Below are 24,993 nucleotides of genomic sequence, written 5' to 3'. Positions count from 1 at the left end.
AAAGGAGGAAATTTCATGAGTTTACAATTTGCTTATTGGGCACCAAACGTTAGTGGCGGTCTAGTCGTTTCTCGTTTACCACAAAAAACAGGCTGGACCTTTGAAGATAATAAACGCTATGCACAAATTGCTGAAGAAATTGGATTTGATTATGTTCTATTACAAACACGTTTTTTTGCAAGCTATGGTGCAGAAAATCAATTAGAAGCAGCTGCACTTGCTTCTGCACTTGCTGCTGTGACAAAAAAATTGAACATTATTACAGCCGTGCTGCCTGGTCTATGGCATCCAGGTGTAATGGCGAAAATCATCTCGACCATTGACCATATTAGTAACGGGCGTGCATCTGTTAATATTGTAAGTGGCTGGTTTAAAGGTGAATTCCATGGCTATGGAGAACCATGGTTGGACCACAACGAACGTTATCGACGTTCCGAAGAATTTATCGAAGTTCTTAAGGAAATGTGGACAGAAGAAGAGGCAAATTATCGAGGCGATTTTTACCGGTTAAACAACGCACCATTAAAACCAAAACCGATTAATCCGCCAAAAATCTTTCAAGGAGGCAATTCCAAAGCAGCTAAAGAAATGGCTGGACGCGTTTCAGATGTCTATTTTATGAATGGTGGCTCTCTTGAAAAAATTAAGGAACAAATAGAGGAAGTAAGAGCTTTAAGAAAGGTGAATGGAAAAGGGGACATTCAATTTGGCGTAAATGGTTTCGTCATTGTCCGTGATACAGAAGAAGAGGCCAAAAGAGTATTACGTGATATAGTCGAAAATGCGGATAGTGATGCAGTAGAAGGATTTAGAAGTGCTGTCCAAGCAGCAGGGGCATCCTCGCCTGAAGGAAAAGGAATGTGGGCAGAATCCACTTTTGAAGATCTTGTCCAATATAATGATGGCTTTAAAACAGGATTAATTGGAACAGCCGAGCAAGTGGCGGACCGCATCATTGAACTTAAAAAAATTGGTGTTGACATTGTACTGACAGGGTTTCTTCACTATGAAGAAGACCTAAGAGCGTTTGGAGAGAAGGTCATTCCAATCGTTAAAGAAAAAGAGTTAGTAGTTTCCTGAAAAATATAAAAACTCCATAGAAGGATAACGGGTTGGGTTTTGAAGTACAAAATTACAATCAGTAGTGCAATTAGCAATTGAATCAGTAGTCGAATTAGTACTAAAATTGTACTGCATTTTAACCAGCTAGATTCCTTTTGCTCCAGGTCTCTAGCTAGTATTTATATCTTATAGTCTTTCCGAGTTCCTTCTATTTAAATATACTACCCAAAAACATCAGGTTTCCAAGCCTGAATTGCATGTCGTTCCTTTTCAAAGGTTTTCTCTAAATAGATCATGGTTGTCCCAATTTTCTCATGCCCTGTTGAGCGCATATTTTGATAAACATCTACCTTGCTTAAATGTGAGATAATCGCAAATGCGTGACGAAAAGTATGTGGTCCTACAAACGATGACCGATGCAATAAAAAAGGAAGGTTGGTTTCCTTTATCATTTTGGTTAAGTTCGAGATAAATAGGAAAGTGTATTTAGTCGAATTAATGAGCAGTTTCATGATTTGGAGAGGAGGGTACAAGCTTGTCTTGATCAAATCGAAGACACTGACTAACCCATACGCAAAAGGCAATGAGTCCGTTTGCTTGATACTTACTAGATCGTTGTACAAAGCCACTTGTTTGGTGATTTCTTTCAGGACGGTTGGAGATAGAAAACGTTGTAATTCTTGTGAGAATAGATGTAATTCTTCAGAAACCGAGAGAACCATGAAAAAACGTGATCCTTTTCGAGTATTTTACTGAAAGAATAACGTTTTTTCATTTTTGGGGAAGCCTGTAGCTTGATGGATATGTGACGTTATCCCAAAATCGAGTGAATTGTATCCACTAACTGTTGGATTAACAGCATAAAGTAGCATTTTGTTAAAATTCAGTAGTTTCACAATTTAAGTCGCAACAATTAGCGTTTAACCAGCAATTGCTTGCCAAATTAGAAGTGCAGTAGCGCTATATAGAAAAGTCATTGAATAAGAGAGATCAGCAACTAATCGAGGTTATGTAGGACATGCTAGAAACGAAAAAACAGGTAGCTATAGCGCAGAATCCACCGGTTAAAAAGAAGAAATAGTGGAGGTTTTGGTGATGCCTATTTGGTTAAGCTTGGAAGGGAGGCAACAAAAGGAAGAGCGCTATACAAGGAGGCTTGTTTTCCGTGCTATACTGTTGGTTTGACCGAGACAGATAGGAGGGTCCCTATTTGGTATGAGTTCTCGGTCGGCTTCAGCCAGTTAGCACGAAAACCAATTCATCTATTTAAGTTTGAAGAGTAGGACTAATAAGTGAAAACAGAGCCGGAAATAATAGGTAAATAGTAAATAAATGAAATTCCAAAAACGCCCCGTTAGTTTCCGAACAACCCTTTTTTCAAAACATACTCTTTTTGCACTTTTTTTTCGAAGTTTGCAACTTCAATTTAATTCACTTTTTTTTCAAAACTTCAGTTTAAAGAGTGAATTATTGATTTTCTTGTTTCTTCTATTATATACTCCCCAAATACTTCAGGATTCCAACCGTGAATTGCATGTCGTTCTTTTTCAAAAATCTTTTCCAAATAGATCATAGTCGTTTCAATTTTTTCATGTCCTAGTGAACGCATTATTTGATAAATATCTACCTTACTTTTATGAGAAATAATCGCAAAGGCATGGCGAAAGGTATAGCTTCCTTGAGTTGTGCTTTCCGCCATAAGTAAAGCATTTGGTGTAAAGAACAATGCAGCTAATACATAATTTTTCACAATAAAAAGCTCTGTAATCATGGTCAAAAGTAAAATATAAAGGACTATTATGTATCCAGATGGCTGCATGGCGAGTATAAAACTAGCAATTAAGATCCCAGGACTGTACCAATTCCTCTTTGAATCGGACGATGATAAGTAGCCACAAGAGTAGAGCCAGACATAACGGCTACACAAGATAAAGGTACCCAATAGGAGCGTACTATTTCAAATTCATAGGCTATAATAGCAGCAATGATCGTGATCATACTTAATCGCAAAGAGGAAATAAAAACAATGGAATTTTTATCAAGAGCTCCACTAAAGGTGGTCTTAAGTGAGGGTCTCGTAATTCGAATCACTTGATTAATTTTAGCTGTTGGTTCATTCATGACTGCATCGGCATTATAAACTAAGTATATCTAAACCTTTATGTTATTTCAAATAAAGTCACAGGAACGACTTGGAATTTGTCGAAATTTGCGCAGGAACACGGGGACAGGCACCGCGACCCAATTTGTTTTGCTGGTTAATTTAAACAAATGTTTGATTAAATTTTAAATCAATTAGTAGTTTCAAATAGACCGAGACGAGAACCAATCCATTCCTTATAATAGAATGGTAGTCGGAGAATTTAGTTACTTAATATTTTAATGCAGGGGTATGGTTATGAATATAAAAATGCTAGTCTTAGATGTCGATGGAACACTTACAGACGGAAAAATATATATCGGTTCTCAAGGAGAATTGATGAAAGCTTTTAACGTAAAAGATGGGTTAGGAATTGTTAAACTTCAAACTCAACATATTGTTCCTGTCATTATTACAGGTCGTATATCGGGAATAGTAGAAAAGAGAGCAAAAGAGCTAGGAATTACTGAGGTTCATCAAGGTATAAAAGATAAGGTTAAGATATTAAGACAAATAGCAGATAAATATGAATATGATCTTAAAGAACTCGCCTATATTGGTGATGATGAGAATGACATCGAATCCATGAAGCTATGTGGATTGATAGGATGTCCGGCAGATGCAGTCCATTCGGTTATAAACATTGCTGATTTTGTTTGTAAAAGAAACGGTGGAGAGGGTGCAGTTAGGGAATTCATTGATTATTTGTTAACTGTAAGGGAAACGCAGGAGCAGTTCTGATGGTGATACACCAGAACTGCTCCTGCGTTTTCATGTATTCTCCTAATAGATGAGTCAAAATCTTTCAAGTTAAAACAACCCACCTAAGGTTAAAAATAATCCAAAACCGCCTTTATTTTGATTTGTTAAATACATCATAGCTAGTCAAAATGAAATTTGAAAGGTTAAAATAAAAATTCAAATTTTATATTTCTTTTAGCCTGCTTAACATGAAAGTCTTACGGACCCGCTCCAATGTTTGTGTTACCGCTAAATGGACTTTTTCATTCCACAATTCCGGCATTCTCGTATGAACTTATAATCCTTCGCCGTACTTTTGAAATTAGAATGACCGCAGTTGTCACAACGTCCTGCTTGTTTATCGGGATAATCTGTGTAGTTGTAAACAATCGATGTGTCGTATCCGTTATATTTATTCTCATCAGACAAAGTATTTCACCTTTCTTCATTATAATGATCTATCTATATTATCTGCTTGATTATTGAAAATGTAAAATTGAGGGACTGAAAAGTTGCACCTTGGAACCCAGGGACAGGCACCGTGACCCGGAATGGTATGGTTGAGAAAACTGGGTCACGGTACCTGTCCCTACGTAACCCGGTAGCTTAACCTTTTTCAGCAATCTCAAACCACCCCATGCTTCCTTAATCTTTCAAAAATGAAAGACACAATTTCAATTCTGAAAGATTAGGAGACTAGCTAACTCTAAAAGTGTATGAATAATCTGAAAAATAAACCAAAAACCAAGTTGGCATGATACTTGCAACAATGTTGTTAGTGTTAACTAACTTATGGCGAGGTGACGTTTGTTGAGTCGTTATGAATATGGCGGTGACGAGTTTATTTTTGTGGAATTGTCTGAGGCAATGAGTTTGGAAGTGAACTTTCAGGCGATGGCGATCACGAGGACGTTAAGAGAGGAGAAAATACCAGGAATTTTAGATATTTGTCCTTCTAATGCATCGTATATGGTTCGTTTTAATCCTGACATGATACAGCCTGATATATTAATTGCAAAATTGAAAGAGCTTGAGCAGGAGGTTTCGCTGGAGAACTTTGAAATCACTGCCCGGGCTGTTGATGTACCGGTCTTATTTGAAGACCCTTGGACACATGAGGCATTAATGCGCTTCCGGGATCGACACCAGGACCCCTCATCGACAGACCTTGAGTATGTGGCGCGCACGAACGGTTTCAACTCAAAGGAGGAACTGATTAAGGCGATTACTGACAGCCCTTATCTTGTTTCAATGATTGGATTTGTACCTGGGCTGCCATGGTGCTATCAAATGGTACCGAACGAACAGCAAATAGAAGCGCCAAAATATGTACGTCCGAGAACATTTACACCGGAGCGGGCTTTTGGCTTTGGCGGGGCGTTTGCCGTGATTTACCCGGTACAAGGGGCAGGCGGTTACCAGCTGTTTGGGACGGCGGCTGCACCTATTTTTGAAAAAGAACAGCGGTTATATGATTTCAAAGAATCGATGACCTTCCCAAGACAAGGAGATGTGTTCCGCTACCGCAGCATTACGATGGAGGAATACGAAGATATTCGTAAACAGGTAGGAAGCGGTGAATTCCGCTATTTAACAAAGGAAATTACGTTCAAACCGCATGAAGTGCTTGAAAATCCAAAAGCGTTTTCAGAGTCTGTATTAGGGAGGTTGTATGCATGATTAATGTCGTCAGTCCTGGTCTTCAAACAACCGTACAGGATTTTGGGAGAATTGGCTATTACGAGGTAGGGATGCCCCCATCGGGTGTAATGGATAAGTATTCCTATATAGCTAGTAATCTATTAGTTGGTAACAATGAAAAGGCTGCGGTTCTCGAGATTACTTATATGGGTCCGGTGCTAGAGTTCCAACAAGATACGGTGATTGCTGTTACAGGTGGAGTGATGCAGCCGAAAATCAACGACCAGCCGGCCGCCATGTGGGAAACGCTGCAAGTGGAAGCAGGCGACGTCCTGTCATTCGATTTTATCAAACAAGGGGCCCGCGTATACTTAGCCGTTGCCGGGGGAATTGACGTGCCGCTTGTGATGGATTCACGCGCCACCTACACATTATGCGGGATCGGCGGCTATGAAGGTCGTGCCCTTCAAGCAGGTGATGTGCTGAAAATTGGCGATGACTACGAAAGGACGATCGCGGAGGGAACACGAATTAGTGATGACCTCATACCGACCTTTTCAAAGCAGCATGAAGTTCGGGTGGTTGTTGGGTTGTGCAGTTATCGATTAACAGAGGAGAGCAAAGAGATGTTCTTTTCAATTGATTGGACCGTTACACCTGAGGCCAATCGGGTGGGCTATCGTTTTAAAGGGGAGCGCTTGAACTTTGTCGAGCGTGAACAGCCATTTGGCGCCGGAAGTAACCCTTCCAATGTGGTGGATTTAGGCTATCCGATTGGGTCGATTCAAGTTCCAGATGGTGTTGAACCGATTGCCTTATTAAATGACGCGGTAACAGGAGGCGGGTATGCTACCATTTGTACGATTATCAGCACCGATTTAGATAAAATGGCACAAATCAAAACAAATGAGAAAGTCCGCTTTGTTGCGGTTGATATTCATGAAGCCCTTAACATTCGGAAAGAGTACCAGAACAGAATCAACCAAATAAAAGAGCAAGTACTAGGACAAGTAGGAGGATTTCAAAATGGCTAATCAAAACCCAGTAATCTCACCCATTCCTGGCGTGTTTTATCGTAAGCCAGCACCAGATAAAGAGGAATATGTAAAAGAAGGCGGCTATGTCAAAGTCGGCGATGTCATCGGACTTGTTGAAGTAATGAAAAGCTTTTACGAGATAAAAGCAGAGAATGAAGGCATCCTTTCCCAATACTTTGTTGAGAATGAAGAGCTTCTTGATGCTGGACAGGAAATCGCAGTCATTATTGAACAATAAAGCGATTTTATAGAAGAATCTTTTAGCAAAAAGGAGGGGGAACACGGGTGGCCTATTTTAAAAAAGTACTGATTGCAAATAGAGGCGAAATTGCCAGAAGAATTATCCGTACTTGTCATAGAATCGGGATTAAAACAGTCGCGGTTTATTCTGAGGCAGATGCTGAGTCGCTGCATGTCAGCGAGGCAACGGAGGCCGTATGTATTGGACCGTCCCAAGCGAAAAAAAGCTATTTGAATATGGAAAAAGTGATTCAGGCAGCGAAGGAAACAAATGCCGATGCCATTCATCCAGGTTATGGTTTTCTTTCGGAGAATCCTGAGTTTGTTAGGCGTTGTGAAGAGGAGAATATTGTTTTTATTGGCCCTTCCGCTGAAACGATTCGTCTGATGGGTAGTAAGCTGGAATCCCGGATTCAAATGCAAAAAGCGGGGGTTCCGGTTGTGCCGGGAACGGATCAAAGTATTGATTCCATCGAGGAAGCAATCAAGATTGCAGACGATCTCGGCTATCCGCTCATGTTAAAAGCAAGTGCCGGCGGCGGTGGGATCGGGATGCAGCTTGTGCAGAACGAGGATGAGTTAATCAAGGTTTTTGATACGACAAGACAGACAGCCAGCTCTTATTTCAATGATGGCACGGTGTTTCTCGAAAAATGGATTTCCGAGCCGCGTCATATTGAAGTCCAAGTCATTGCTGATGCGCATGGGAATGTGCTCCATCTATATGAGCGGGAATGCTCGATTCAACGGCGAAACCAAAAGGTTATTGAAGAAAGCCCGTCGCCATTTTTGGACGAGGAGCTTAGACAGCGGCTGTTGGAAGCAGCGGTTCGTGGTGTGAAGCAAATCGGATATAGGAATGTCGGTACGATGGAATTTATTTTTAACGAACAAAAGGATTTCTATTTTCTCGAAATGAATACCCGTCTGCAGGTAGAACACCCAGTAACCGAAGAAATAACAGGGCTCGATTTAGTGGAACTGCAGTTGAAGATTGCGGCAAAAGAAGCAATCCCATTTAAACAGGAAGAGATCACGAAAGCCGGCCATGCGATTGAGTGCCGACTTTATGCAGAGGATCCTGTTACCTTCTTCCCCAGCCCGGGGGTGATTACCACAATGGAATTGCCAGAGGAGGCCCGATATGATTTCGGCTTTCAAAGCGGCAGCAAGGTAACCCCGTTCTATGATCCGATGATTGGAAAAATCATCGTTCATGGCCTCAATCGCGATCATGCCATTGAGAAGATGAGAAAAACGCTTGAAGGAATGAACGTTCAAGGCATCAAGACCAATCAGCCACTCCTTGTAAAAATCATGAAGAACGACCAATTTATTGGCGGAGATTATACCACGCAATTTCTTACACAAAACCAAGGGACCTTACTGAAAAATTAAGGTTTACCATGATCATGCCAACAAATGCTTGTTTGATTAGGGAGAGGTGAAAGGATGTATAAAGTAGATTTGAACTGTGATATGGGAGAAAGCTTTGGTCTTTATCAAATGGGCAATGACGAAGAGATTATGCCTTATATTACTTCAGCCAATATTGCCTGCGGCTTCCACGCGGGTGACCCGCATGTCATGAGAAGAACGGTGGAACTGGCGAAAAAATATGGTGTAGGAATCGGTGCGCACCCCGGATTTCCTGATCTTTTAGGTTTTGGCCGGCGCTATATGACCTGTACGCCATCAGAAGTTAAAGATTATATCCTCTATCAAGTCGGGGCATTACGAGAGTTTTGCGCTGCAGAAAAGGTTAGAATTCAACATTGTAAACCGCATGGGGCTTTATATATGAAAGCAGGCGAAGATAAGGAATTGGCAAGAGCCATCTTAGAAACCATGCATAGAATTGATCCGGAGATGATTATTTTTGCTATGAATCAATCCGAAGTAATAGAAGAAGCCATCAAAATGGGTGTACCTTTTGCAAGAGAGGCGTATTCCGATCGTGAGCATACAGAAACAGGCTCGATTATCCTGACACGAAAAGGGTCAGAGATTACAGATTATGATGCCATGGCCCAGCGTGTGGTACGGATGGTGAAAGAAGAGCGCGTCCTGACGTACGATGGCAAAGATGCAGCGATTAAAGCGGATACGATTTGTATCCACGGAGATACACCAGGCGCACCAAAGTTAGCAAAGAAAATCGTTGAAGCATTAAAAGAAAACAACATCGAAGTGGCCCCCATTCATACAATCCTATAAAAAAATCCTATAAATGGGAGAACATCCGCAAAGAAATATTTGAATATTTTAAAAACAACACCAAAGGAGCGAAAGTATTGAACATTGAACATACCTATACCTTTAAAGGGATTCCAAGGGACGTGTTATGGAAAACGATTCAAAATAAGGAGGTGTTGCAAAGGGCGTTACCAGGCTGTAAGTCGTTTGAAGAAGTGCAGGAAGATGTTTTTACGTCAGAGCTTGGTATCAGCATTGGACCTGTTAAGGGATTGTTTACAAGTGATGTCCGGCAAGTGGACCGAGATGAACCTGAATCCTATCGTTTACTGGTACGGGGCAAGGGCAAACCAGGTGAGATTGATGCAGATGCCAAAATGGTTTTTGAAGAAACAGAGGAAGGTACTCGTCTTCAATGTAGTGCAGAAGTAAAGTTAACGGGGGTTCTCGCATCTGTTGGACAGAGAGTCATGAGTGGTGTAGCAAAAGTCGTGCTTGGACAATTTTTCAAGGAAATTGATGAAGAGGCAAAGCAGATTGTGTAATCCAATCACGAAATCATTTAGGAGGTGCAATGATTGGAAATTGAAAAAGTGAATGTAACGGTGAAAATCAACGGAAAAGAAAGAAGTGTACATGTGGAGCCAAGAACCCTCTTGGCACACTTTATCCGTGATGAGCTGAACTTGAAAGGTACGCATATTGGCTGTGACACAAGTCAGTGTGGGGCCTGTACCGTCATGGTTGATGGACAGGTGGTGAAATCCTGTACATTATTGGCCGTTCAAGCGGATGGTTCCGAGATAACAACAGTAGAAGGTCTTGGACAAGTGGGGAATTTACATCCAATCCAGCAAAGCTTCTGGGAAAAGCATGGACTGCAATGCGGCTATTGTACTCCTGGTGTGATGATGGCAGCGGTTGGTCTATTACAGCAAAATCCTAATCCTAGTGATGAAGACATTCGTGAAGGACTTGAAGGGGTTATTTGCCGTTGTACCGGCTACCAATTTATTGTCGATGCTGTGAAACATGCGGCACAGCTTATGAGTGAGGCTGAAACGAAAGTTCAATTAGTAGGGGAGGAGCGCCCATCATGACAAAGGTTGTTGGTGCCCGCTTAAAGCGAAAAGAAGATCCGAAGCTGATTACGGGAAATGGGAATTTTTCAGATGATATTCAACTCCCTGGCATGCTGCATGCTGCTGTGCTGCGAAGCCCGCATGCACATGCGGTCATCAAAAAAATCAATATCGAAGAAGCCTTAAAGCTACCTGGTGTTGTCGCGGTCTATACCGGAAAGGATCTGGAAGGAAAAATTGGTCCTGTTCCTACTTCATGGTATGTTCCAGGCTGTGATTTAAAAGAAGGACCGCAATATCCGCTGGCGATTGAGCGTGTCCGCTATGTAGGGGACGGTGTGGCCCTTGTGATCGCGGAAGATCGTTATACCGTCAGAGATGCGATGTATTTAATCGATGTGGAATATGAAACGCTTGACCCTGCCATAGGTCAAAAGGAATCGATGAAGGCAAATGCTCCCCTTGTCCATGATGAGATCGAGAATAATCTTGCGTTTCATTGGATGGCAGGTGCCGTGCCTGAAGAGGTTTGCGAAAAGGCTGAGGTATCGGTTAAGCAAAGCTTTTACATCCAAAGGGTTGCCCCTAGTCCGATTGAAACCCGTGCGGCCATTGGTCAGTACAATCCGGGAAGCGGTGAACTAACCCTTTGGTGCACCTCGCAAAATCCGCATATTCACCGGATGGTTTTATCAGAAATACTGGATATTTCAGAGGCTAAATTAAGGGTCATCGCTCCTGACATAGGCGGCGGCTTTGGTGGGAAAATCGGTGTCTACCCTGACGAAGCGCTTGTCGGCTATGCTGCCCGCGACCTATGCCGTCCAGTGAAATGGATTGAGGAGCGCAGTGAACATTTTACGGCTGCTAACTTTGGCCGCGATGAAGTGATTGATGTTGAACTTTACGGGCAAAAAGATGGCACGTTAACGGCCCTTCGCGTGACCAACACCCATAATGTCGGGGCCTTCCTATCAACAATGGGACCAGGTGTCTCAACGATCGACTTTGGGTTAATGATTACCGGTATTTATAAAATTCCCTATGCGATGTGTGAAACGTTTGGGGTTTACACCAATACAACACCAACTGATGCATATCGCGGTGCTGGAAAGCCGGAATCCACCTACCAGATTGAACGGGCGATTGATTTATTCGCAAAAGAAATCGGGATGGACCCTGTGGAAATCCGACGGAGAAATATGGCCAAAAGAGAGGAGTTTCCTTTTACAAACGCACAAGGTCTTGTATATGACAGCGGGGACTATGAAAAGCCGCTAGAGAAGGCATTGGAAATCGTTGATTACCAAAAGTTTAGAGAAGAACAAAAAGAATTAAGAAAGCAAGGAAAATTAGTTGGTATTGGTTTTTCCACGTATGTGGAATTATGCGGGTTTGGACCGTCAAAGGTAGCAGGCGGCATCGGTTTCCAAGGCGGTATATGGGAGAATGCCACCGTTCGTGTTCATCCTCGTGGAAGTGTTACTGTTTATTGCGGCACTTCGCCACATGGACAGGGACATGCCACGACATTCGGGCAAATTGTTTCTGAAAAACTGGGTATCCCGCTTGATGATATCGAACTCGTTTTTAGTGATACAAAGTCTGTTTCAATGGGCTGGGGGACATATGGTTCCCGTTCGGTAGCTGTAGGAGGCTCCTCTGTGGCGATTGCGGCAGACCGGGTCATAGAAAAGGCTAAGAAAATTGCTGCACATGAACTTGAGGCATCTGTTGAGGAAATTGTATTTGAAAATGGGGTTTTCTCTGTTAAAGGATCCCCAGACTTTCAACGGACCTTCAAGGAGATTGCCAAATCAGCGAATATGGCATGGAATCTTCCTGAAGGGTTAGAACCATCCCTTGAAGCCTCCTCGTTTTTCGATCCGGAAAACTTTGTGTATCCATTTGGAACACATATTGCCGTTGTAGAAGTGGATAAAGAAACAGGGCAAATTGAACTGAAGCGTTATGTGGCAGTCGATGATGTAGGACGTGTCATCAACCCGCTGACAGCTGAAGGCCAGGTGCATGGCGGTCTAGCCCAGGGAATCGGTCAAGCCTTATGGGAAGGAATTGTTTATAGCAAGGATGGCCAGAACCTAACAGGTACATTCATGGATTACGCCATGCCAAAGGCACGCTTTTTCCCTACATTTGAAACAGCCTTTACCGAAACAATATCCCCTGTTAACCCGCTTGGGGCCAAAGGTGTCGGTGAGACTGGAACGACGGCATCCACACCTGCCATCATGAATGCTGTTATGGATGCATTAGAGCCATATGGGATAAAAGACATTGAAATGCCGCTTACACCTGAAAAAGTATGGCGTGCCATTTCGGAAAGTGAGGGCATGTAAGTTGATACCTTCTAAATTTGATTATGTCCGCGTACATTCAATTGATGAGGCGATTACGCAATTACAGCAGTGTAATGGGGAAGGAAAGCTCATTGCCGGAGGTCACAGCTTAGTACCGCTTTTGAAGTTTCGTTTAACAGAGCCAGGAGTGTTAATTGATATTAGCCGGATTGACGAGCTGAAGGGTGTTCGTAAAGTTGGGGATCGTATCGTAATCGGCGCGCTCAGCACCCATTACCAAGTGGCCAATGATCCGATTGTGAAAGAACATATTCCTGTCTTGGCGGAAACGGTCCGTCAAATCGGTGATTTACAGGTGCGAAGCCGGGGGACGATTGGCGGGAATATTGCCCATGCCGATCCTGCCGCAGATTTACCGGCCGCTGCCCATGTCCTTGAGTCTGAAATCATGATTCAAAAAGAAGACGGCTTGGAAACAATGGATATGGAAAGCTTTGTGATCGGCCCGCTCATCACGATGCTGCCTGAAAATAGCATCTTAACGGCCATCTCCTTTGCAATTCCGCCGGCCCACACGAAATCCGCTTATTTAAAATTTTCCCATCCGGCATCCGGTTACCCGGTTATCGGTGTCGCGGTTATTGCCGGTGTGAATAAAAATAATGTAATCGATTATGCAAAAGTTTCGATCACAGGTGTTGGGGACGTTGCCTACCGTGCAGTGGCTGTAGAAGAGAGACTTTTAGGGCAGCCATTATCAGAAATATTGATTAAGGAAGCATCCCAACACGCTGCTGATAATGTTGAAATGGCGCATGATTTATTCTCTTCAGCAGAGTATAGAGAAAATCTTTGTAAGGTGTATACGGAAAGAGCGTTGAAGTCTGTTTTATTATAAGGCTCTGTTATAACTGAATGTTGATTTCCTTTGAAAAATAAACGGAAAAATTCCGTTAATATTTGGAAATACCTATATTTTCCTAAGAATAAAGGGGGTTTTTCCGTTTATATTATCCAAACCTTTGGATTTTGTCTTATTTAGAGCAGTTAATCGGAATATCTCCGCTTATATCTGCTAATAAGTCTCCACTATATACATTTAGACGGAAATTCTCCGCCTATGAATTTATATACCTACACGAAAATCAACAATGAATAATAACAGAATCTATTTTAAAAATAGTAATTTAATAGGGGGGATCTTTTACAAGAAGCCCCTATTTTCCTAATAGAAAGAAGGAGGACATAGAATGACTGATCATGAATTATTGCTGGAGGCGATTCGCCAAACACAGATGCTGGGCAAACGGTCTGCTTTAGCAACGATCGTCAATGTTTCGGGTTCGGCCTATCGAAGAGAGGGGACGAAAATGCTGATTGATGAGGATGCCAATTTAACTGGAGTGATTTCTGGCGGCTGTCTTGAGTCGGATGTAGCTGAAGTAGCAATGTCCGTGATAGAGACAGGAACCCCTGTTTTGAAAACATATGATCTTGGTGAGGATGTGGTCTGGGGACTTGGACTGGGCTGCCCCGGTACGGTTAAAATCTTTATCGAACCTGTTAGGCCGTAAACTCTATAAAGGAAAATTCAAAGGAGGGTTAAAAATGGGGAAGCAATCACCATTTGAGGCATGGTTAGCTAGTGTGCAGGAAGAGCAGGAATGTGTTCTGGCTACTATCCTACCAATCAATCAACCATTTGCAGACAATGAACCTTGCCGTTTATTTATTTCACAAGAGTATAAATGTATCGGTGATTTACAAGATGAAGAGCTGAATTTGCGTGTATCTGAACTGGCGCGGAGAAAATTAACTGAATCCAATCCGAAGTCGGAGACACGGGTATTTACAATGCCGGAAGGAAAGGAGATCCATGTGTTTATCGATGTGTATATTCCCCCTGTGGAACTGTTGATCTTCGGTGCTGGTCATGATGCCATTCCCGTTGCCAAATATGCCGTTTCGTTAGGGTTCAACACAAGCGTCATCGATCAGCGTGATGCTTATAATAATGAGGAGCGTTTCCCCGGAACCAATCAAATCCTAGCCAAACCAGATGAATTTGTTGAAAAAGTAAAAATTAGCAGCAGAACCTATATTGTGGTGATGAATCATCATATTGAAAAAGATCAGGAAACGTTGAAATTTGTTCTTCCATCCCCTGCGGCCTATGTAGGTGTACTTGGTCCGCGTTCTAGGAGAATGCGAATGTTACAAGCGTTGGAAGATGAAGGAGTTACCTTTGCTCCAGAAATGCTGAAACGAATGCACAGTCCGATTGGGTTGGATATTGGTGCTGTCACACCGGAGGAAATTGCGATGAGTATTTTAGCGGAAATGATTGCGTTAAAGAACGGTCACACAGGTGGATTCTTGAAAGGGTCTGACACGATACATCAGCCGGCAGGTGTAAAGGAAAAGGAACATGTATGAGTAACAAGGACGGAAGACAGCAGATTTCCGCTATTATTTTGGCAGCGGGAACCTCATCGCGAATGGGTCAGCCAAAGCAATTACTCTTTTTACAAGGACGCCCGCTATTAGAGCATGCCATTGAAAGGGCTATTTCACAGGGCTTTGCGGAGATTATTACCGTCGTTGGCTGTGAGGCTGCGAAAATAAAACAATCGATTTTAGTAAGTGATCCTCGTTTTCGTTGGGTGATGAATGAAGAGTACGAAAAAGGGCAGGGCGTATCATTAAAAACAGGCATGGTCTCTGTTAATCAGCAGAGTTCAGGTGTTATGGTTTTTCTTGGTGATCTGCCTTTCCTTGCCGAACAAACTGTACAATCCATTTTTCATGCAGGTATGGAAATGCTTACTGATTGCAAGGAAAGCTTTGTTATCCAGCCTGAGTATAACGGTATAACAGGGCATCCTGTTTTTTTTGGCCATTTAGATCGCAGTTTCATTGAACGGCTTCAAGGGGATCGTGGAGGAAAGGCCATGATGAATAAAATAGCCTGCCGCCGCCGCTTTCCAGTTGATGACCGTGGTATTATATATGATATTGATACACCGGAAATCTATGAGGAGGCTAAAAAGCTATAATAGACAGAAAATATTGTATTTTCAGTATTTTATTTTCCCTTCCAAATGGAAAGAAGTATAATAGAGTTATGGAGTTTTTTCTTCGAACAGGAGGGGAAAGGTTGATTATTTGGAAGGATCTTTTAAAACCGATTTCCGTCTTTGTTGGTGTTGATAGCACGATTCGTGATCTCGTTCAACAGTTTTCTGTTCACCATGGAGAGATTGCCTTTGTTACGGATCAAGAATTAATTGTTGGTTATTATACAAAGGAACTTTTGCTCCAACAGCTGGCCCAGTCCTTGAACATGGAGCAATTGATTACCTATCGAAATGATATTTTGAAAGTCCCGCAGTCTTCTCCGATTGAATTTTACCATAATGCCTCTTTAATCATTGGCGTAAATGAAAAGGAAGAAATCGTAGGTTACACCTCTATTGAAGAGGCACGGCATACGATCAATGAGTTAAGGTTAAAAGATATCAATCTACTATTACATGGTGCTGGCGTTGGGATTGTCAGAACAAATGTGGATTATCAAATTGAGTTCATGAATGAAACAGCAGAGAATATATTGGGTATCTCCTGTACATTTTTAATGCATCGAAATTATAAGATTCTCCTGACGAATGACAAAGATATTGAAAAGGTCATGGAAGGAGAGTCCATTTTCAGCGTAAATTCCTCTATTAATTTTAAACAAATAAGCGGCAATTTCTATCCGCTGAAAGAGAATGGACAAATCACAGGGCTCGTACATGTTTTTTTCGCAAAAGAGGTGTTTGAAGAGGCGGTCCGAGAGTTAGATTTTGTCCGCAATTTAAATTCAGATTTAAAGGCCGTTTATGCCTCTTCGCAAGAGCAGATTCTTGTCATCGATAACCGTGGAACCATCATTCGCGTGGCAGGCTCATTTTTACAAAATCTATGGAAGGTCGATTCTGCTGAGGAGGTTATTGGGAAGAATATTGCGGAATTTATTACGAGGAAAGTGTTTCAACCAAATGTCTTTGAGCTATGTCAGAAGCAGAAGAAAAAAGTGACAGCGATTCAAGAGTCCGATGGGGGCGACAGATTTTGGTCGGTGGCAACCCCCGTTTATTATGAAGGAAAGCTAGAAAAGGTAGTCGTCCTTTCACGGGATATCACTCCTAGAAGCCCATCGCTTAAGGCAGATTCCCTGGACGAAGCAGACCTTTCTTTACATAATCGTTTTGAAATAACAGATAAAGATAAGCGGCTTATCTACCGTTCCAAAAAAATGGAGCAATTGGTGAAAGAAATCAGACGTGTCGCGCAGTTTCAATCCACCGTTTTATTGAAAGGAGAGTCAGGTGTTGGAAAAGAGGTATTTGCCCAGCAAATTCATGCGGCAAGTCCCCGCAGGAAGCAGCCTTTCGTCCGGATTAACTGTGGAGCGATTCCTGATAGTCTGATTGAAAGTGAGCTTTTCGGCTATGAGCAGGGTTCATTTACCGGTGCTGATAAAAAGGGAAAAGCCGGATTATTTGAAGCTGCCAATAATGGTACGCTGTTTCTAGATGAAATTGGCGAGCTGCCGCTTAATATGCAAGTAAAACTATTGCGTGTACTGCAGGAAAAAGAGATTACGAGAATCGGGGGGGTGCGGCCGATTCCTGTCAATGTTCGGATCATAACAGCGACAAACCGTGATTTACGGGAAATGGTTATGCAAGGGACCTTTCGTGAGGATCTTTATTATCGTTTGTATGTCATACCTTTTCGTATCCCGGCCCTACGCGACCGGAAAGAGGATATCCTGCCATTGTCGATTTATTTCTTAGAGGAATTCACCGAAAAGTACCAGATTAGAAAAAGCTTTACACCGGAGGCCATCGAGGTGTTGGAGACATATTCCTGGCCGGGAAATGTGAGGGAGCTGCAGAATATTGTTGAGCGCTTAATTTTACTGACAGAAGGAGAATGGATTCAGCGGGAGCATGTACTTAACTATCTATATGGTGAATTGGAAGTAAAGAACCGGCCGCTATTTGTCCTTGAACTGATGCCGCTTAAGGATGCGGTGGAAGAAGTGGAAGCTCAATTAATTGAAAAAGGCATGCGGGAATATCCAACAGCAGACCATTTATCGAAAGTGCTTGGAGTGAGTCCGGCAACACTCAGCAGACGGATCAAAAAGCTGAAACTTGAAAGAAGGGTGAATCCTCATGTTTAATCTACCGGAAACCCACTTCCATTTTGGCGGGGATGAGTATATTTATGGTGAAATCTCACGTGATATGAGAATTGAGAGTAATTTTAAAGCATTGGCTGTCACGAATGAGCTTAGGAGAAGAGAACTGTCGGGAATCATTGATATTGTTTCGGCCAATTCCTCGTATTTAGTAAGGTATAATCCAGATATGATTTCAGCAAGAGATTTGCTGGATTGTTTAAAAGAGATTGATTTAACGAAAAGTGATCCGCGAAAGCTGCATGTTTCTGTTCGAATCATTGAAATTCCTGCATGGTATGATGACCCTGTGTCACGGGAATGTTCCTATCGTTTTCGGAATCGCCATCCCGAGCCTGAGTTATCTAATTTCGATTTTGTGATGAAGGTGAACAACTTTACGGATAAGGAAGCATTCATCGAATACCATTCAGGGACGCCTTATTTCATTACAATGGTTGGCTTTCTGCCGGGAACTGCCTGGCATTTTCCTCTTGGGCAGGAGCCAAGCGAGGTTCTTAAGGCTCCTAAATATCATAGTCCAAGGACAGAAACACCCGAGAGAGGCATAGGTCTTGGTGGTGCGTTCAATGTGATTTACCCTGTCAGCGGGCCGGGAAGTTATCAATTGATTGGAAGGGCAGCTGTACCCGTCTTTGATCCGAAAAGGCAATTAGCTGATTTAAAGGAAACGTCTTTTTTAGCTCGTCCAGGGGATATTTGGAAGTATCGTGCAGTCAATGAATCGCAGTACCATCAGATTACGAGTGAGGTAGAAGCAGGTGCGTATCGGTTTAAAATAAAGAAAATGATCTTTTCACCACTGGAATATATCGAAAAAGGTAAACGGTATATTCAAGAGTTGATGGAGGGTTTCTAAATGATTGAAGTTATGGAACCTGGACTTTGGACAACCGTACAGGATATGGGAAGGCATGGGCAGTATCATCTTGGTGTTTCTCCATCAGGCGCTGCTGATAAGTACTCCTATATGATTGGCAATCTGCTTGTTGGAAATCCCGAGCACTTGGCTGCACTTGAGATGACGCTCATTGGCGGCGAGTATACGTTTCAAAAAGATTCCATTATCGCGTTAACAGGCGCGCCAATGGAGGCTTATCTCAATAACAAGCCCATTTCCTTCTGGGAAGCACATCAAGTCCAAGAAGGCGATTATTTAATAATAAAAGAATGCAGGCTGGGGGTCAAAAGCTATTTATGTATTGCAGGCGGTATTAATGTTCCAGATGTGATGGGCAGCAAATCGACTTATGAATTAAGTCAGATTGGCGGCTTTCAAGGTAGGAAGCTACAGGCCGGAGATATCATCGACATAAATGAACCATTGTCTGATGCCATGCTTCAGGTGGGGAAAACCATCCCGTCTGAATACATTCCGGATTTTCCCGATTTTCAAGAGCTGCGGGTCACATTAGGAATTACGGGATACCTTATGGATGATATGGCTTTAAAAACATTTCTAAATTCCGAATGGACGGTTTCACAAGAATCGAATCGTGTGGCCTATCGCTATAAAGGGCCAAAAGTGTCATTTTCTGAACGTCCCCCATTTGGCGCAGGAAATAGTTTCTCCAATGTAGTCGATATCGCTTACCCAATCGGTGCTGTGCTGTTTACGAACGAGGAAGAACTGATTGTCTTACAAAACGATGCGACAACAGGCGGGGGATTTATCACCATTGGCACCGTTATTAGTCCCGATCTCGACCTCATTGCCCAATCAAGACCATTATCCAAATGCCGCTTCATCGCCGTTACCATTGATCAAGCCATCCAAGCCCGCAATGAACGAAAACAAAAGCTTGAAGGATTGGTTGAGTTGCTAAGGAAGCGCGGGGACAGTTCTCTTGCTTCATTTTCTATTTGAAGCTTGATATGGATGAATAGCAGAACTGTCATGGAGTTTCAGTTGAATGATCACCCATTATGATTAAACAAGAAAAGCTGTCGTAATGACAGCTTTTTCAGCTCCTGCATCCTATAGCTTATAGTGCTGAATTTCGATTACATGAATTTTTCCTCATCTTTAGGACTTTGCAGCATCATTTTTTCAAGCTCAAGTTTCATTTTTTCCGTTTCAATTAGATAGTTTTTGTGTTTGAGTTTTTCCAGTTCCAGTTGGTCTTTCACCATAGTGGCTTTTATTTTTGACTGTTTTTGTAAATGCGTTGTAATGATAGCGATGATTGGAATTCCAAATACCATAATTACAGCAATAGTCCCCGTCATAACAGCACCTCCATGTATTGGGGTATATAACCTACTAAGTAAAATAATAACAGACTTTTCTGTAAACTAAAATGACCTTTGTTTCTATTAAAATTCAATTCCCCATTCATCATCAAAAAGCCCCCATTTTCAGCGCTATATTCAATACCAACGAAACTATGTCGCAGAATATCTTCATTTTTAGAAAAGAAATAAAGCAAGATTATCTTGTGAAAAGGTAATAATAAAAGTTATTAACTTGTTTACGTTAGTTTGGTCATTAAGGGGGATTATTTGTGAAGCGTAGATTGGAATGGTTGGATGTGGGTAAAGGAATTGGTATGGTGTTAGTGATATTTGCTCATGATCACATTCCAAAGCATCTGAAAGCTTTTATTTATACCTTTCATATGCCTTTATTTTTTTACTTATCAGGTTATCTGTTTTCGCCAACGAAGTATCAACGTTTTTCTAAGTTTTTTACTAGTAAATTTAAATCCCTGATAGTCCCATATTTTTCTTTTTCCATTATCGTATATGTTTGGTTTCTATTTAGGTATAAAATTGGTGATGTCGATTACTCCGGCAGTTTGTTTAAACCATTACTAGGGACGATCATTGGGGAGAGAAATACGGACTGGACGGTTCATATTGGAGCACTTTGGTTCCTTACCTGTCTATTTACAACTGAGCTTTTGTTTTATTTTATAAAAACTAGGCTCAAAACAAATCTTTTCGTTATTATCGCACTTATTATTTCGTCACTTATGGGTTATGTATGTAGTAAGTTTTTGGAGGAACCATTACCATGGAATATTGATGCCGCTCTGATAGCTGTTCTTTTTTTCGGTGCAGGTTATATGTATAAAGAAAGCACTGAGAAAGTAAGCTATTTTTTAAATATGAAGGTATTCCTGATCTTTTGTTTCATAAACATTCTGACTGGATATCTTAACTATCAGCTTTCTGGTGAAAGGGTAGATATGTACGAGAGTCAATATGGAAACTATGTTTTGTTTGTCGTTGCAGCATTTTCAGGCATTATGGCCTTCCTCATTGCTGTGCAGAAGATCATCAGAACGAATACGGTTTTTCAATATATAGGAAGAAACTCTCTAATTTACCTGGCGCTACATCAAAGTATTGTGTTTAGTATATTAGATATGGTATTTAAAAAGTTTTTGGATAATGAATCAGTAGTAATCAAAATTTCGCTTGGAATAATCTATACAATCATCAGTATTATCACCATAGCGCCTGTAGCTTCTTTTATTAAAAATGATTTCCCCTATATCTTAGGAAAAGGGACGCGGGGACAGGCACCGCGACCCAAAGTTTAATCCGGATCGTGATAACGGCGGGACGTTTCTGATGTTTCATATTGAAACGCGAGAAACGTCACAGCACCGCCACTTATTGAATGAACAGGCTTTTCTGTAAACTAAAACGACCTATTTTTCTATTAAAATTCTTTTCCCCATTCATCATCTAAAATGACACCATTTTCATCGATATATTCGATAATAACCGAACCATGTCGCAATATATCTTCGCTTTTTAGATAAGAGATGAACTCATTAAGGATTCTCTCATCCTCTTCGGTTCTTTCTCGGGGTACTGTGATACGAATAGTAGGTGCAATCTCAAACTCTTTATAGCTTCTAAGATGAAGGGGATCAATACCCAATTCCTGCCCAATGTTTTCATTGATAAAGAAAACGAAGAAATCAGCTTTTTTCCCAAAGTTCTCTTTAATAAATGGACTCAATTCGGTTTTTAAATCATCTGCCCATTTATCAGCAACGTAAGTGTCAACCATTTGTTGTGTTTCATCATCATAATAAACTAAAAATTGGGTATTCGTTTTCTTAACCCTTACCTTAGCTGCATATTCAAATTCAAAGTTCCCCATATTATCATACAAAGTGTCATATATCTCGAAGTTATCATTAAATTCATCTTGTAAATATTGCTCAGCTTGAATCTTTATCTTTTCCTCTTCATCTTTATTAGGCTTCATTTCAAATATTAAAGTAACTACAAGTATGCCAATACCTAATAAGATGACACTCAAAATACCAAGTGCAATTTTTAAATATTTATTCAGAATCTCCCCTCCCTTATTTAATAGTTTACCATAAAAATCCATTAGTAGGACGGTGCTGGGCGTTCCTTTCATTATTCATTAATCACCGAATTATTCTGCCAATTTAGGTTCAACCTAAACTTAGAAATTATTAGGGAGGAACGCTGAATGCCTGAAAAACCAGCCATTACGTCAACCGAATTAGGTGGGTTATGGATTACCTATCAAGAAAAAACAATGTTTTTACGAATGTTAGAATATTTTATTGAAAAAGCCGATGACGAGAAAGCCAAAGAGATTATGACAAATTTATATGAAGAACTTGACCTTTATGTTAGCAAGATAACCGACATTTTTAAAAATGAAGGTGCTGCCATACCGGTAGGGTTTACTTCCCATGATGTAAACAAAGGTGTGCCGAAGTTATATGATAACGGTTTAGACATCATGCTCATTCGTCTGCTAAAAGAAATCAGTATGGGATTGCATTCGTTAAATATAACGATGACGTATCGTGAAGATATTGTGATGATGTTTAAAGAACTGACTGCAATTGCTCAAAACTATTACAATCTTTGTACACAATACCTGCTTGAAAAAGGGATGCTTGTTCGACCTCCTTATGTTTCAATGCCTGATTCTGTTGAGTTTGTAAAAGATAACAGTTATTTAGGAGGTATAAATCCATTTGGTGAAAAGCGAGCATTAAATACAGTAGAAGTGGCACATCTGCATCATGCCATTGAATCTAATTTTGCTGGTATGCAGATGATTATTGGTTTTGCTCAATGTGCGAATAAAAGTGAAGTGAAAATGTTTTTTAACGAAGGGGCAGAACTTGCCAAAGGAATAATAAAGGAATTAAGAGAGGTCTTTTTACAAAGTGATGTACCATCTGCTGAACCATCGGGGGGGAATGTAACCGCTTCAACTGTATCGCCATTTTCAGATAAATTGATGATGTATTGCACAAGCCTTTTGTGTAGCTTTTCTATGGGCGGAAACTCACTAGGGACTGCCTTTAGTATGAGAAACGACTTATCTGCAAAAATGTCTGTGTTTATGAAGGATATTTTTGAATATGCTCATAAAGGAGCGAAAATCATGATCAAAAATGGCTGGATGGAAGAACCGCCTCAGATGGTAGAAAGAAAACAAATAATCAAAGAATGAAGTCCAACACTTGTGTAATTAATTTTTCACAGGTGTTTTTAACCTCTTAAAAGTGACTGCTAACCGATTTTTAGTGAGTAGTTCTCGATATTTACTCATGACATTTATTTCAAGATTTTTTTTATAAAATAATGAATGGTTGAAAAATAAAAAAATCTTCCAAGACGGAAGATTTTTTATTTTAAATTGGGATATCCTTGCTGGCGCAATGCCTCATACACCAATATTGCAGCTGTATTCGAAAGGTTCAGTGAACGAACATGTTCATTCATTGGGATTCTCAAAAAGTGGTCTTTATTATTTTCCAGTAAATCCATTGGTAAACCCGTTGTTTCTTTTCCAAACATAAAATAATGTTCCTGTGACATATCACTGAAATCAAAGGCTGAATGTGTTTTTTCACCAAACGTCTCAATATAGTAAAACTCACCTTGATTTTTTGCGAAAAATTCATCCATTGAGTCATAATACGTGATGTTTACAGTATGCCAGAAATCTAAACCTAGCTGCTTGATCATTTTTTCATCTGTTGAAAAGCCAAGCGGTCGGATTAAATGCAAGGCTGTATCCGTAGCGGCACAAGTACGTGCAATATTTATCGTATTAGACGGAATATCTGGTTGATATAGTACAACATGTATTGCCAAGAATGGTCACCTCTATTATTATAATACCCTCCAAATTATAGCATATGTGGGACGAAGGGGCACCGCCGGGTCGGAGTGGGTCGGAGGGACAGGCACCGCGACCCAGTATAGTTGAGAAAAAATGGGTCGCGGTGCCTGTCCCTGCGTACCTGTGCATGCTATTATTATTGAAATGATTTTTTGAAGTGTGAGAACCGACTTCGCATTTTTATTTATTGGAGAAAACTGGGTCAAGGGACCTGTCCCCCCTGGATCAATTGGAGGAGTCTATAAAATGGATATTCAACATCTTAAATATTTTGTAGAAGTGGCCAGACAGAAGAATTTTACAAAAGCCTCTCAAATTTTGCTTGTTTCGCAGCCATCTATTAGTAAGATGATAAAAAGTCTTGAAGATGAATTAAAGGTCACATTGTTAGATCGTTCAGAGAGAAAAATTGAACTTACTGATGCAGGGGTTACCGTTTATGAACAAGCTTTAAAAATTCTGCAGTCGGTCGAAGATGTATATGATTCTGTTAATGAGCTGGTTCAAGTGAAAAAAGGAACGATAAAGTTAGGATTAATGCCTACAACAGGTGTATTGATTTTTCCTAATGTACTTGCTGGATTTAAGAGGAAGTATCCAGAAATTGACATCCAAATGGTCGAATACAGTGCTAAACAATTGAAGCGTAAGGTAGAACAAGGGGAGATTGATTTAGGAATTACAGTACTGCCGATGAACTCTGAGCTTTTCGAAACGATTCCTTTGTTAACTGAAGAACTGGTTGTCCTCGTAGACAGTGAGCATTGGCTGGTTGAAAGAGAGTCCGTACGTTTATCCGATTTGAAAAATGAATCATTTATCCTTTTAACAGAAGATTATGCCCTTCATGATGTGGTTGAACAAGCATGTATCCAGTCGGGATTTGAACCAACCGTTGCTTATAAAAGTTCTCTGTGGGATTTAATCGGTGAAATGGTCGCAACAAAGTTAGGAATTTCGTTGATTCCAAGGTCGATGGTGAGTCGGTTTAATAATCAGAGGGTGCGTGCCATTTCCATTTCTGATCCAATGATCAAGTGGGAATTAGTACTTGTTTATAAAAAAAATAAATATCTTTCTTTTGCCACACGGGAGTTCATAGAGTATATTCAGTCGCATAAACTTTAAGTTTCTATAACT

Annotated in this window: 24 protein-coding genes and 2 pseudogenes; 20 read left to right on the top strand and 6 right to left on the bottom strand. The window is 41.0% G+C overall.

Going from position 1 to position 24,993, the window contains the following annotated elements:
• Window positions 1-15 precede the first annotated feature (15 nt).
• Window positions 16-1,080, top strand: a complete 1,065-nt coding sequence (gene sfnG, locus R4Z09_RS28570; protein ID WP_338450046.1) for a dimethylsulfone monooxygenase SfnG — start codon at window positions 16-18, stop codon at window positions 1,078-1,080.
• Window positions 1,081-1,620: 540 nt separating this feature from the next.
• Here sfnG and R4Z09_RS28565 read toward each other — a convergent pair.
• Both R4Z09_RS28565 and R4Z09_RS28560 read right to left on the bottom strand, forming a co-directional pair.
• Window positions 1,621-1,784, bottom strand: a pseudogene (locus R4Z09_RS28565) (IS4 family transposase); the annotation flags it as partial.
• Window positions 1,785-2,512: 728 nt separating this feature from the next.
• Window positions 2,513-3,060 (bottom strand): annotated as a pseudogene (locus tag R4Z09_RS28560) (FUSC family protein).
• Between the two features lie 400 nt (window positions 3,061-3,460).
• Here R4Z09_RS28560 and R4Z09_RS28555 point away from each other — a divergent pair.
• On the top strand, window positions 3,461-3,943 hold the full coding sequence (locus R4Z09_RS28555; protein WP_338450045.1) for an HAD-IIIA family hydrolase: 483 nt from the start codon (window positions 3,461-3,463) through the stop codon (window positions 3,941-3,943).
• Between the two features lie 249 nt (window positions 3,944-4,192).
• On the opposite strand, the gene R4Z09_RS28550 is transcribed toward R4Z09_RS28555, so the two are convergent.
• Complete coding sequence (locus R4Z09_RS28550; RefSeq protein ID WP_338450044.1) at window positions 4,193-4,372, bottom strand: hypothetical protein; 180 nt, start codon at window positions 4,370-4,372, stop codon at window positions 4,193-4,195.
• Between the two features lie 381 nt (window positions 4,373-4,753).
• On the opposite strand from R4Z09_RS28550, the gene R4Z09_RS28545 reads away from it, so the two are divergent.
• From R4Z09_RS28545 to R4Z09_RS28475, 15 genes are all read left to right on the top strand, one after another.
• Window positions 4,754-5,623, top strand: coding sequence for an allophanate hydrolase subunit 1 (locus R4Z09_RS28545; RefSeq protein WP_338450043.1), 870 nt, complete (start codon window positions 4,754-4,756; stop codon window positions 5,621-5,623).
• Complete coding sequence (locus R4Z09_RS28540) at window positions 5,620-6,618, top strand: biotin-dependent carboxyltransferase family protein (protein WP_338450042.1); 999 nt, start codon at window positions 5,620-5,622, stop codon at window positions 6,616-6,618. Before R4Z09_RS28545 ends, R4Z09_RS28540 begins: the two co-directional genes overlap by 4 nt.
• On the top strand, window positions 6,611-6,859 hold the full coding sequence (locus tag R4Z09_RS28535; protein WP_338450041.1) for an acetyl-CoA carboxylase: 249 nt from the start codon (window positions 6,611-6,613) through the stop codon (window positions 6,857-6,859). The genes R4Z09_RS28540 and R4Z09_RS28535 overlap by 8 nt, the downstream gene beginning before the upstream one ends.
• 47 nt (window positions 6,860-6,906) lie before the next feature.
• Window positions 6,907-8,259, top strand: coding sequence for an acetyl-CoA carboxylase biotin carboxylase subunit (locus tag R4Z09_RS28530; RefSeq protein WP_338450040.1), 1,353 nt, complete (start codon window positions 6,907-6,909; stop codon window positions 8,257-8,259).
• A 54-nt stretch (window positions 8,260-8,313) separates the two neighbouring features.
• Window positions 8,314-9,078, top strand: coding sequence for a 5-oxoprolinase subunit PxpA (locus R4Z09_RS28525; RefSeq protein WP_338450039.1), 765 nt, complete (start codon window positions 8,314-8,316; stop codon window positions 9,076-9,078).
• A 77-nt stretch (window positions 9,079-9,155) separates the two neighbouring features.
• On the top strand, window positions 9,156-9,602 hold the full coding sequence (locus R4Z09_RS28520) for a carbon monoxide dehydrogenase subunit G (protein ID WP_338450038.1): 447 nt from the start codon (window positions 9,156-9,158) through the stop codon (window positions 9,600-9,602).
• 39 nt (window positions 9,603-9,641) lie between these two features.
• Window positions 9,642-10,157, top strand: a complete 516-nt coding sequence (locus tag R4Z09_RS28515) for a (2Fe-2S)-binding protein (protein ID WP_422392323.1) — start codon at window positions 9,642-9,644, stop codon at window positions 10,155-10,157.
• The gene (locus tag R4Z09_RS28510; protein ID WP_338450036.1) at window positions 10,154-12,499 is read left to right on the top strand and encodes a xanthine dehydrogenase family protein molybdopterin-binding subunit; all 2,346 of its coding nucleotides are present in this window, start codon (window positions 10,154-10,156) and stop codon (window positions 12,497-12,499) included. The genes R4Z09_RS28515 and R4Z09_RS28510 overlap by 4 nt, the downstream gene beginning before the upstream one ends.
• A 1-nt stretch (window position 12,500) precedes the next feature.
• Entirely contained in the window at window positions 12,501-13,358 is an 858-nt protein-coding gene (locus R4Z09_RS28505) for a xanthine dehydrogenase family protein subunit M (RefSeq protein WP_338450035.1), read from the top strand.
• 352 nt (window positions 13,359-13,710) lie between these two features.
• Window positions 13,711-14,034, top strand: a complete 324-nt coding sequence (locus R4Z09_RS28500) for an XdhC family protein (RefSeq protein ID WP_338450034.1) — start codon at window positions 13,711-13,713, stop codon at window positions 14,032-14,034.
• Window positions 14,035-14,068: 34 nt separating this feature from the next.
• A complete protein-coding gene (locus R4Z09_RS28495; RefSeq protein WP_338450033.1) occupies window positions 14,069-14,896 on the top strand; it encodes an XdhC family protein in 828 nt (275 codons plus the stop codon).
• On the top strand, window positions 14,893-15,516 hold the full coding sequence (locus tag R4Z09_RS28490; RefSeq protein WP_338450032.1) for a nucleotidyltransferase family protein: 624 nt from the start codon (window positions 14,893-14,895) through the stop codon (window positions 15,514-15,516). Before R4Z09_RS28495 ends, R4Z09_RS28490 begins: the two co-directional genes overlap by 4 nt.
• 101 nt (window positions 15,517-15,617) lie before the next feature.
• Window positions 15,618-17,693 carry a sigma 54-interacting transcriptional regulator gene (locus R4Z09_RS28485; RefSeq protein WP_338450031.1) on the top strand — a complete coding sequence of 692 codons (2,076 nt, stop codon included), beginning with the start codon at window positions 15,618-15,620 and terminating at the stop codon, window positions 17,691-17,693.
• On the top strand, window positions 17,686-18,570 hold the full coding sequence (locus R4Z09_RS28480) for a 5-oxoprolinase subunit B family protein (protein ID WP_338450030.1): 885 nt from the start codon (window positions 17,686-17,688) through the stop codon (window positions 18,568-18,570). The genes R4Z09_RS28485 and R4Z09_RS28480 overlap by 8 nt, the downstream gene beginning before the upstream one ends.
• Window positions 18,571-19,578, top strand: a complete 1,008-nt coding sequence (locus R4Z09_RS28475) for a biotin-dependent carboxyltransferase family protein (protein WP_338450029.1) — start codon at window positions 18,571-18,573, stop codon at window positions 19,576-19,578.
• A gap of 137 nt (window positions 19,579-19,715) precedes the next feature.
• Here the strand turns inward: R4Z09_RS28475 and R4Z09_RS28470 are convergent, their stop codons facing one another.
• Entirely contained in the window at window positions 19,716-19,940 is a 225-nt protein-coding gene (locus R4Z09_RS28470) for a hypothetical protein (protein WP_338450028.1), read from the bottom strand.
• 302 nt (window positions 19,941-20,242) lie between these two features.
• Here R4Z09_RS28470 and R4Z09_RS28465 point away from each other — a divergent pair, with 302 nt between their 5' ends.
• Window positions 20,243-21,259, top strand: a complete 1,017-nt coding sequence (locus R4Z09_RS28465; RefSeq protein ID WP_338450027.1) for an acyltransferase family protein — start codon at window positions 20,243-20,245, stop codon at window positions 21,257-21,259.
• 122 nt (window positions 21,260-21,381) lie between these two features.
• Here R4Z09_RS28465 and R4Z09_RS28460 read toward each other — a convergent pair whose 3' ends face one another.
• Window positions 21,382-22,068 carry a hypothetical protein gene (locus R4Z09_RS28460; RefSeq protein ID WP_338450026.1) on the bottom strand — a complete coding sequence of 229 codons (687 nt, stop codon included), beginning with the start codon at window positions 22,066-22,068 and terminating at the stop codon, window positions 21,382-21,384.
• A 105-nt stretch (window positions 22,069-22,173) separates the two neighbouring features.
• Here R4Z09_RS28460 and R4Z09_RS28455 point away from each other — a divergent pair, with 105 nt between their 5' ends.
• Window positions 22,174-23,178, top strand: a complete 1,005-nt coding sequence (locus R4Z09_RS28455) for a DUF3231 family protein (protein ID WP_338450025.1) — start codon at window positions 22,174-22,176, stop codon at window positions 23,176-23,178.
• A 176-nt stretch (window positions 23,179-23,354) separates the two neighbouring features.
• Here the strand turns inward: R4Z09_RS28455 and trmL are convergent, their stop codons facing one another.
• The gene (trmL, locus tag R4Z09_RS28450) at window positions 23,355-23,825 is read right to left on the bottom strand and encodes a tRNA (uridine(34)/cytosine(34)/5-carboxymethylaminomethyluridine(34)-2'-O)-methyltransferase TrmL (RefSeq protein WP_338450024.1); all 471 of its coding nucleotides are present in this window, start codon (window positions 23,823-23,825) and stop codon (window positions 23,355-23,357) included.
• A gap of 274 nt (window positions 23,826-24,099) precedes the next feature.
• On the opposite strand from trmL, the gene R4Z09_RS28445 reads away from it, so the two are divergent.
• The gene (locus R4Z09_RS28445) at window positions 24,100-24,981 is read left to right on the top strand and encodes a LysR family transcriptional regulator (RefSeq protein ID WP_338450023.1); all 882 of its coding nucleotides are present in this window, start codon (window positions 24,100-24,102) and stop codon (window positions 24,979-24,981) included.
• Window positions 24,982-24,993 lie beyond the last annotated feature (12 nt).

Origin of the sequence: Niallia oryzisoli (genome assembly GCF_036670025.1) — a bacterium.
Lineage (GTDB): Bacteria > Bacillota > Bacilli > Bacillales > Cytobacillaceae > Bacillus_BD > Bacillus_BD oryzisoli.
Note: the sequence above shows the minus strand (reverse complement) of the source record. Positions and strands in the feature narration are given on the sequence as shown.

Bases quoted from the DNA above. Each gene is read 5' to 3' on its own strand.
- sfnG (WP_338450046.1), top strand. From the start codon at position 16: ATGAGTTTACAATTTGCTTATTGGGCACCAAACGTTAGTGGCGGTCTA.
- R4Z09_RS28555 (WP_338450045.1), top strand. From the start codon at position 3,461: ATGAATATAAAAATGCTAGTCTTAGATGTCGATGGAACACTTACAGAC.
- R4Z09_RS28540 (WP_338450042.1), top strand. From the start codon at position 5,620: ATGATTAATGTCGTCAGTCCTGGTCTTCAAACAACCGTACAGGATTTT.
- R4Z09_RS28535 (WP_338450041.1), top strand. From the start codon at position 6,611: ATGGCTAATCAAAACCCAGTAATCTCACCCATTCCTGGCGTGTTTTAT.
- R4Z09_RS28525 (WP_338450039.1), top strand. From the start codon at position 8,314: ATGTATAAAGTAGATTTGAACTGTGATATGGGAGAAAGCTTTGGTCTT.
- R4Z09_RS28510 (WP_338450036.1), top strand. From the start codon at position 10,154: ATGACAAAGGTTGTTGGTGCCCGCTTAAAGCGAAAAGAAGATCCGAAG.
- R4Z09_RS28500 (WP_338450034.1), top strand. From the start codon at position 13,711: ATGACTGATCATGAATTATTGCTGGAGGCGATTCGCCAAACACAGATG.
- R4Z09_RS28495 (WP_338450033.1), top strand. From the start codon at position 14,069: ATGGGGAAGCAATCACCATTTGAGGCATGGTTAGCTAGTGTGCAGGAA.
- R4Z09_RS28490 (WP_338450032.1), top strand. From the start codon at position 14,893: ATGAGTAACAAGGACGGAAGACAGCAGATTTCCGCTATTATTTTGGCA.
- R4Z09_RS28480 (WP_338450030.1), top strand. From the start codon at position 17,686: ATGTTTAATCTACCGGAAACCCACTTCCATTTTGGCGGGGATGAGTAT.
- R4Z09_RS28475 (WP_338450029.1), top strand. From the start codon at position 18,571: ATGATTGAAGTTATGGAACCTGGACTTTGGACAACCGTACAGGATATG.
- R4Z09_RS28470 (WP_338450028.1), bottom strand. From the start codon at position 19,940: ATGACGGGGACTATTGCTGTAATTATGGTATTTGGAATTCCAATCATC.
- R4Z09_RS28460 (WP_338450026.1), bottom strand. From the start codon at position 22,068: ATGGATTTTTATGGTAAACTATTAAATAAGGGAGGGGAGATTCTGAAT.
- R4Z09_RS28455 (WP_338450025.1), top strand. From the start codon at position 22,174: ATGCCTGAAAAACCAGCCATTACGTCAACCGAATTAGGTGGGTTATGG.
- R4Z09_RS28445 (WP_338450023.1), top strand. From the start codon at position 24,100: ATGGATATTCAACATCTTAAATATTTTGTAGAAGTGGCCAGACAGAAG.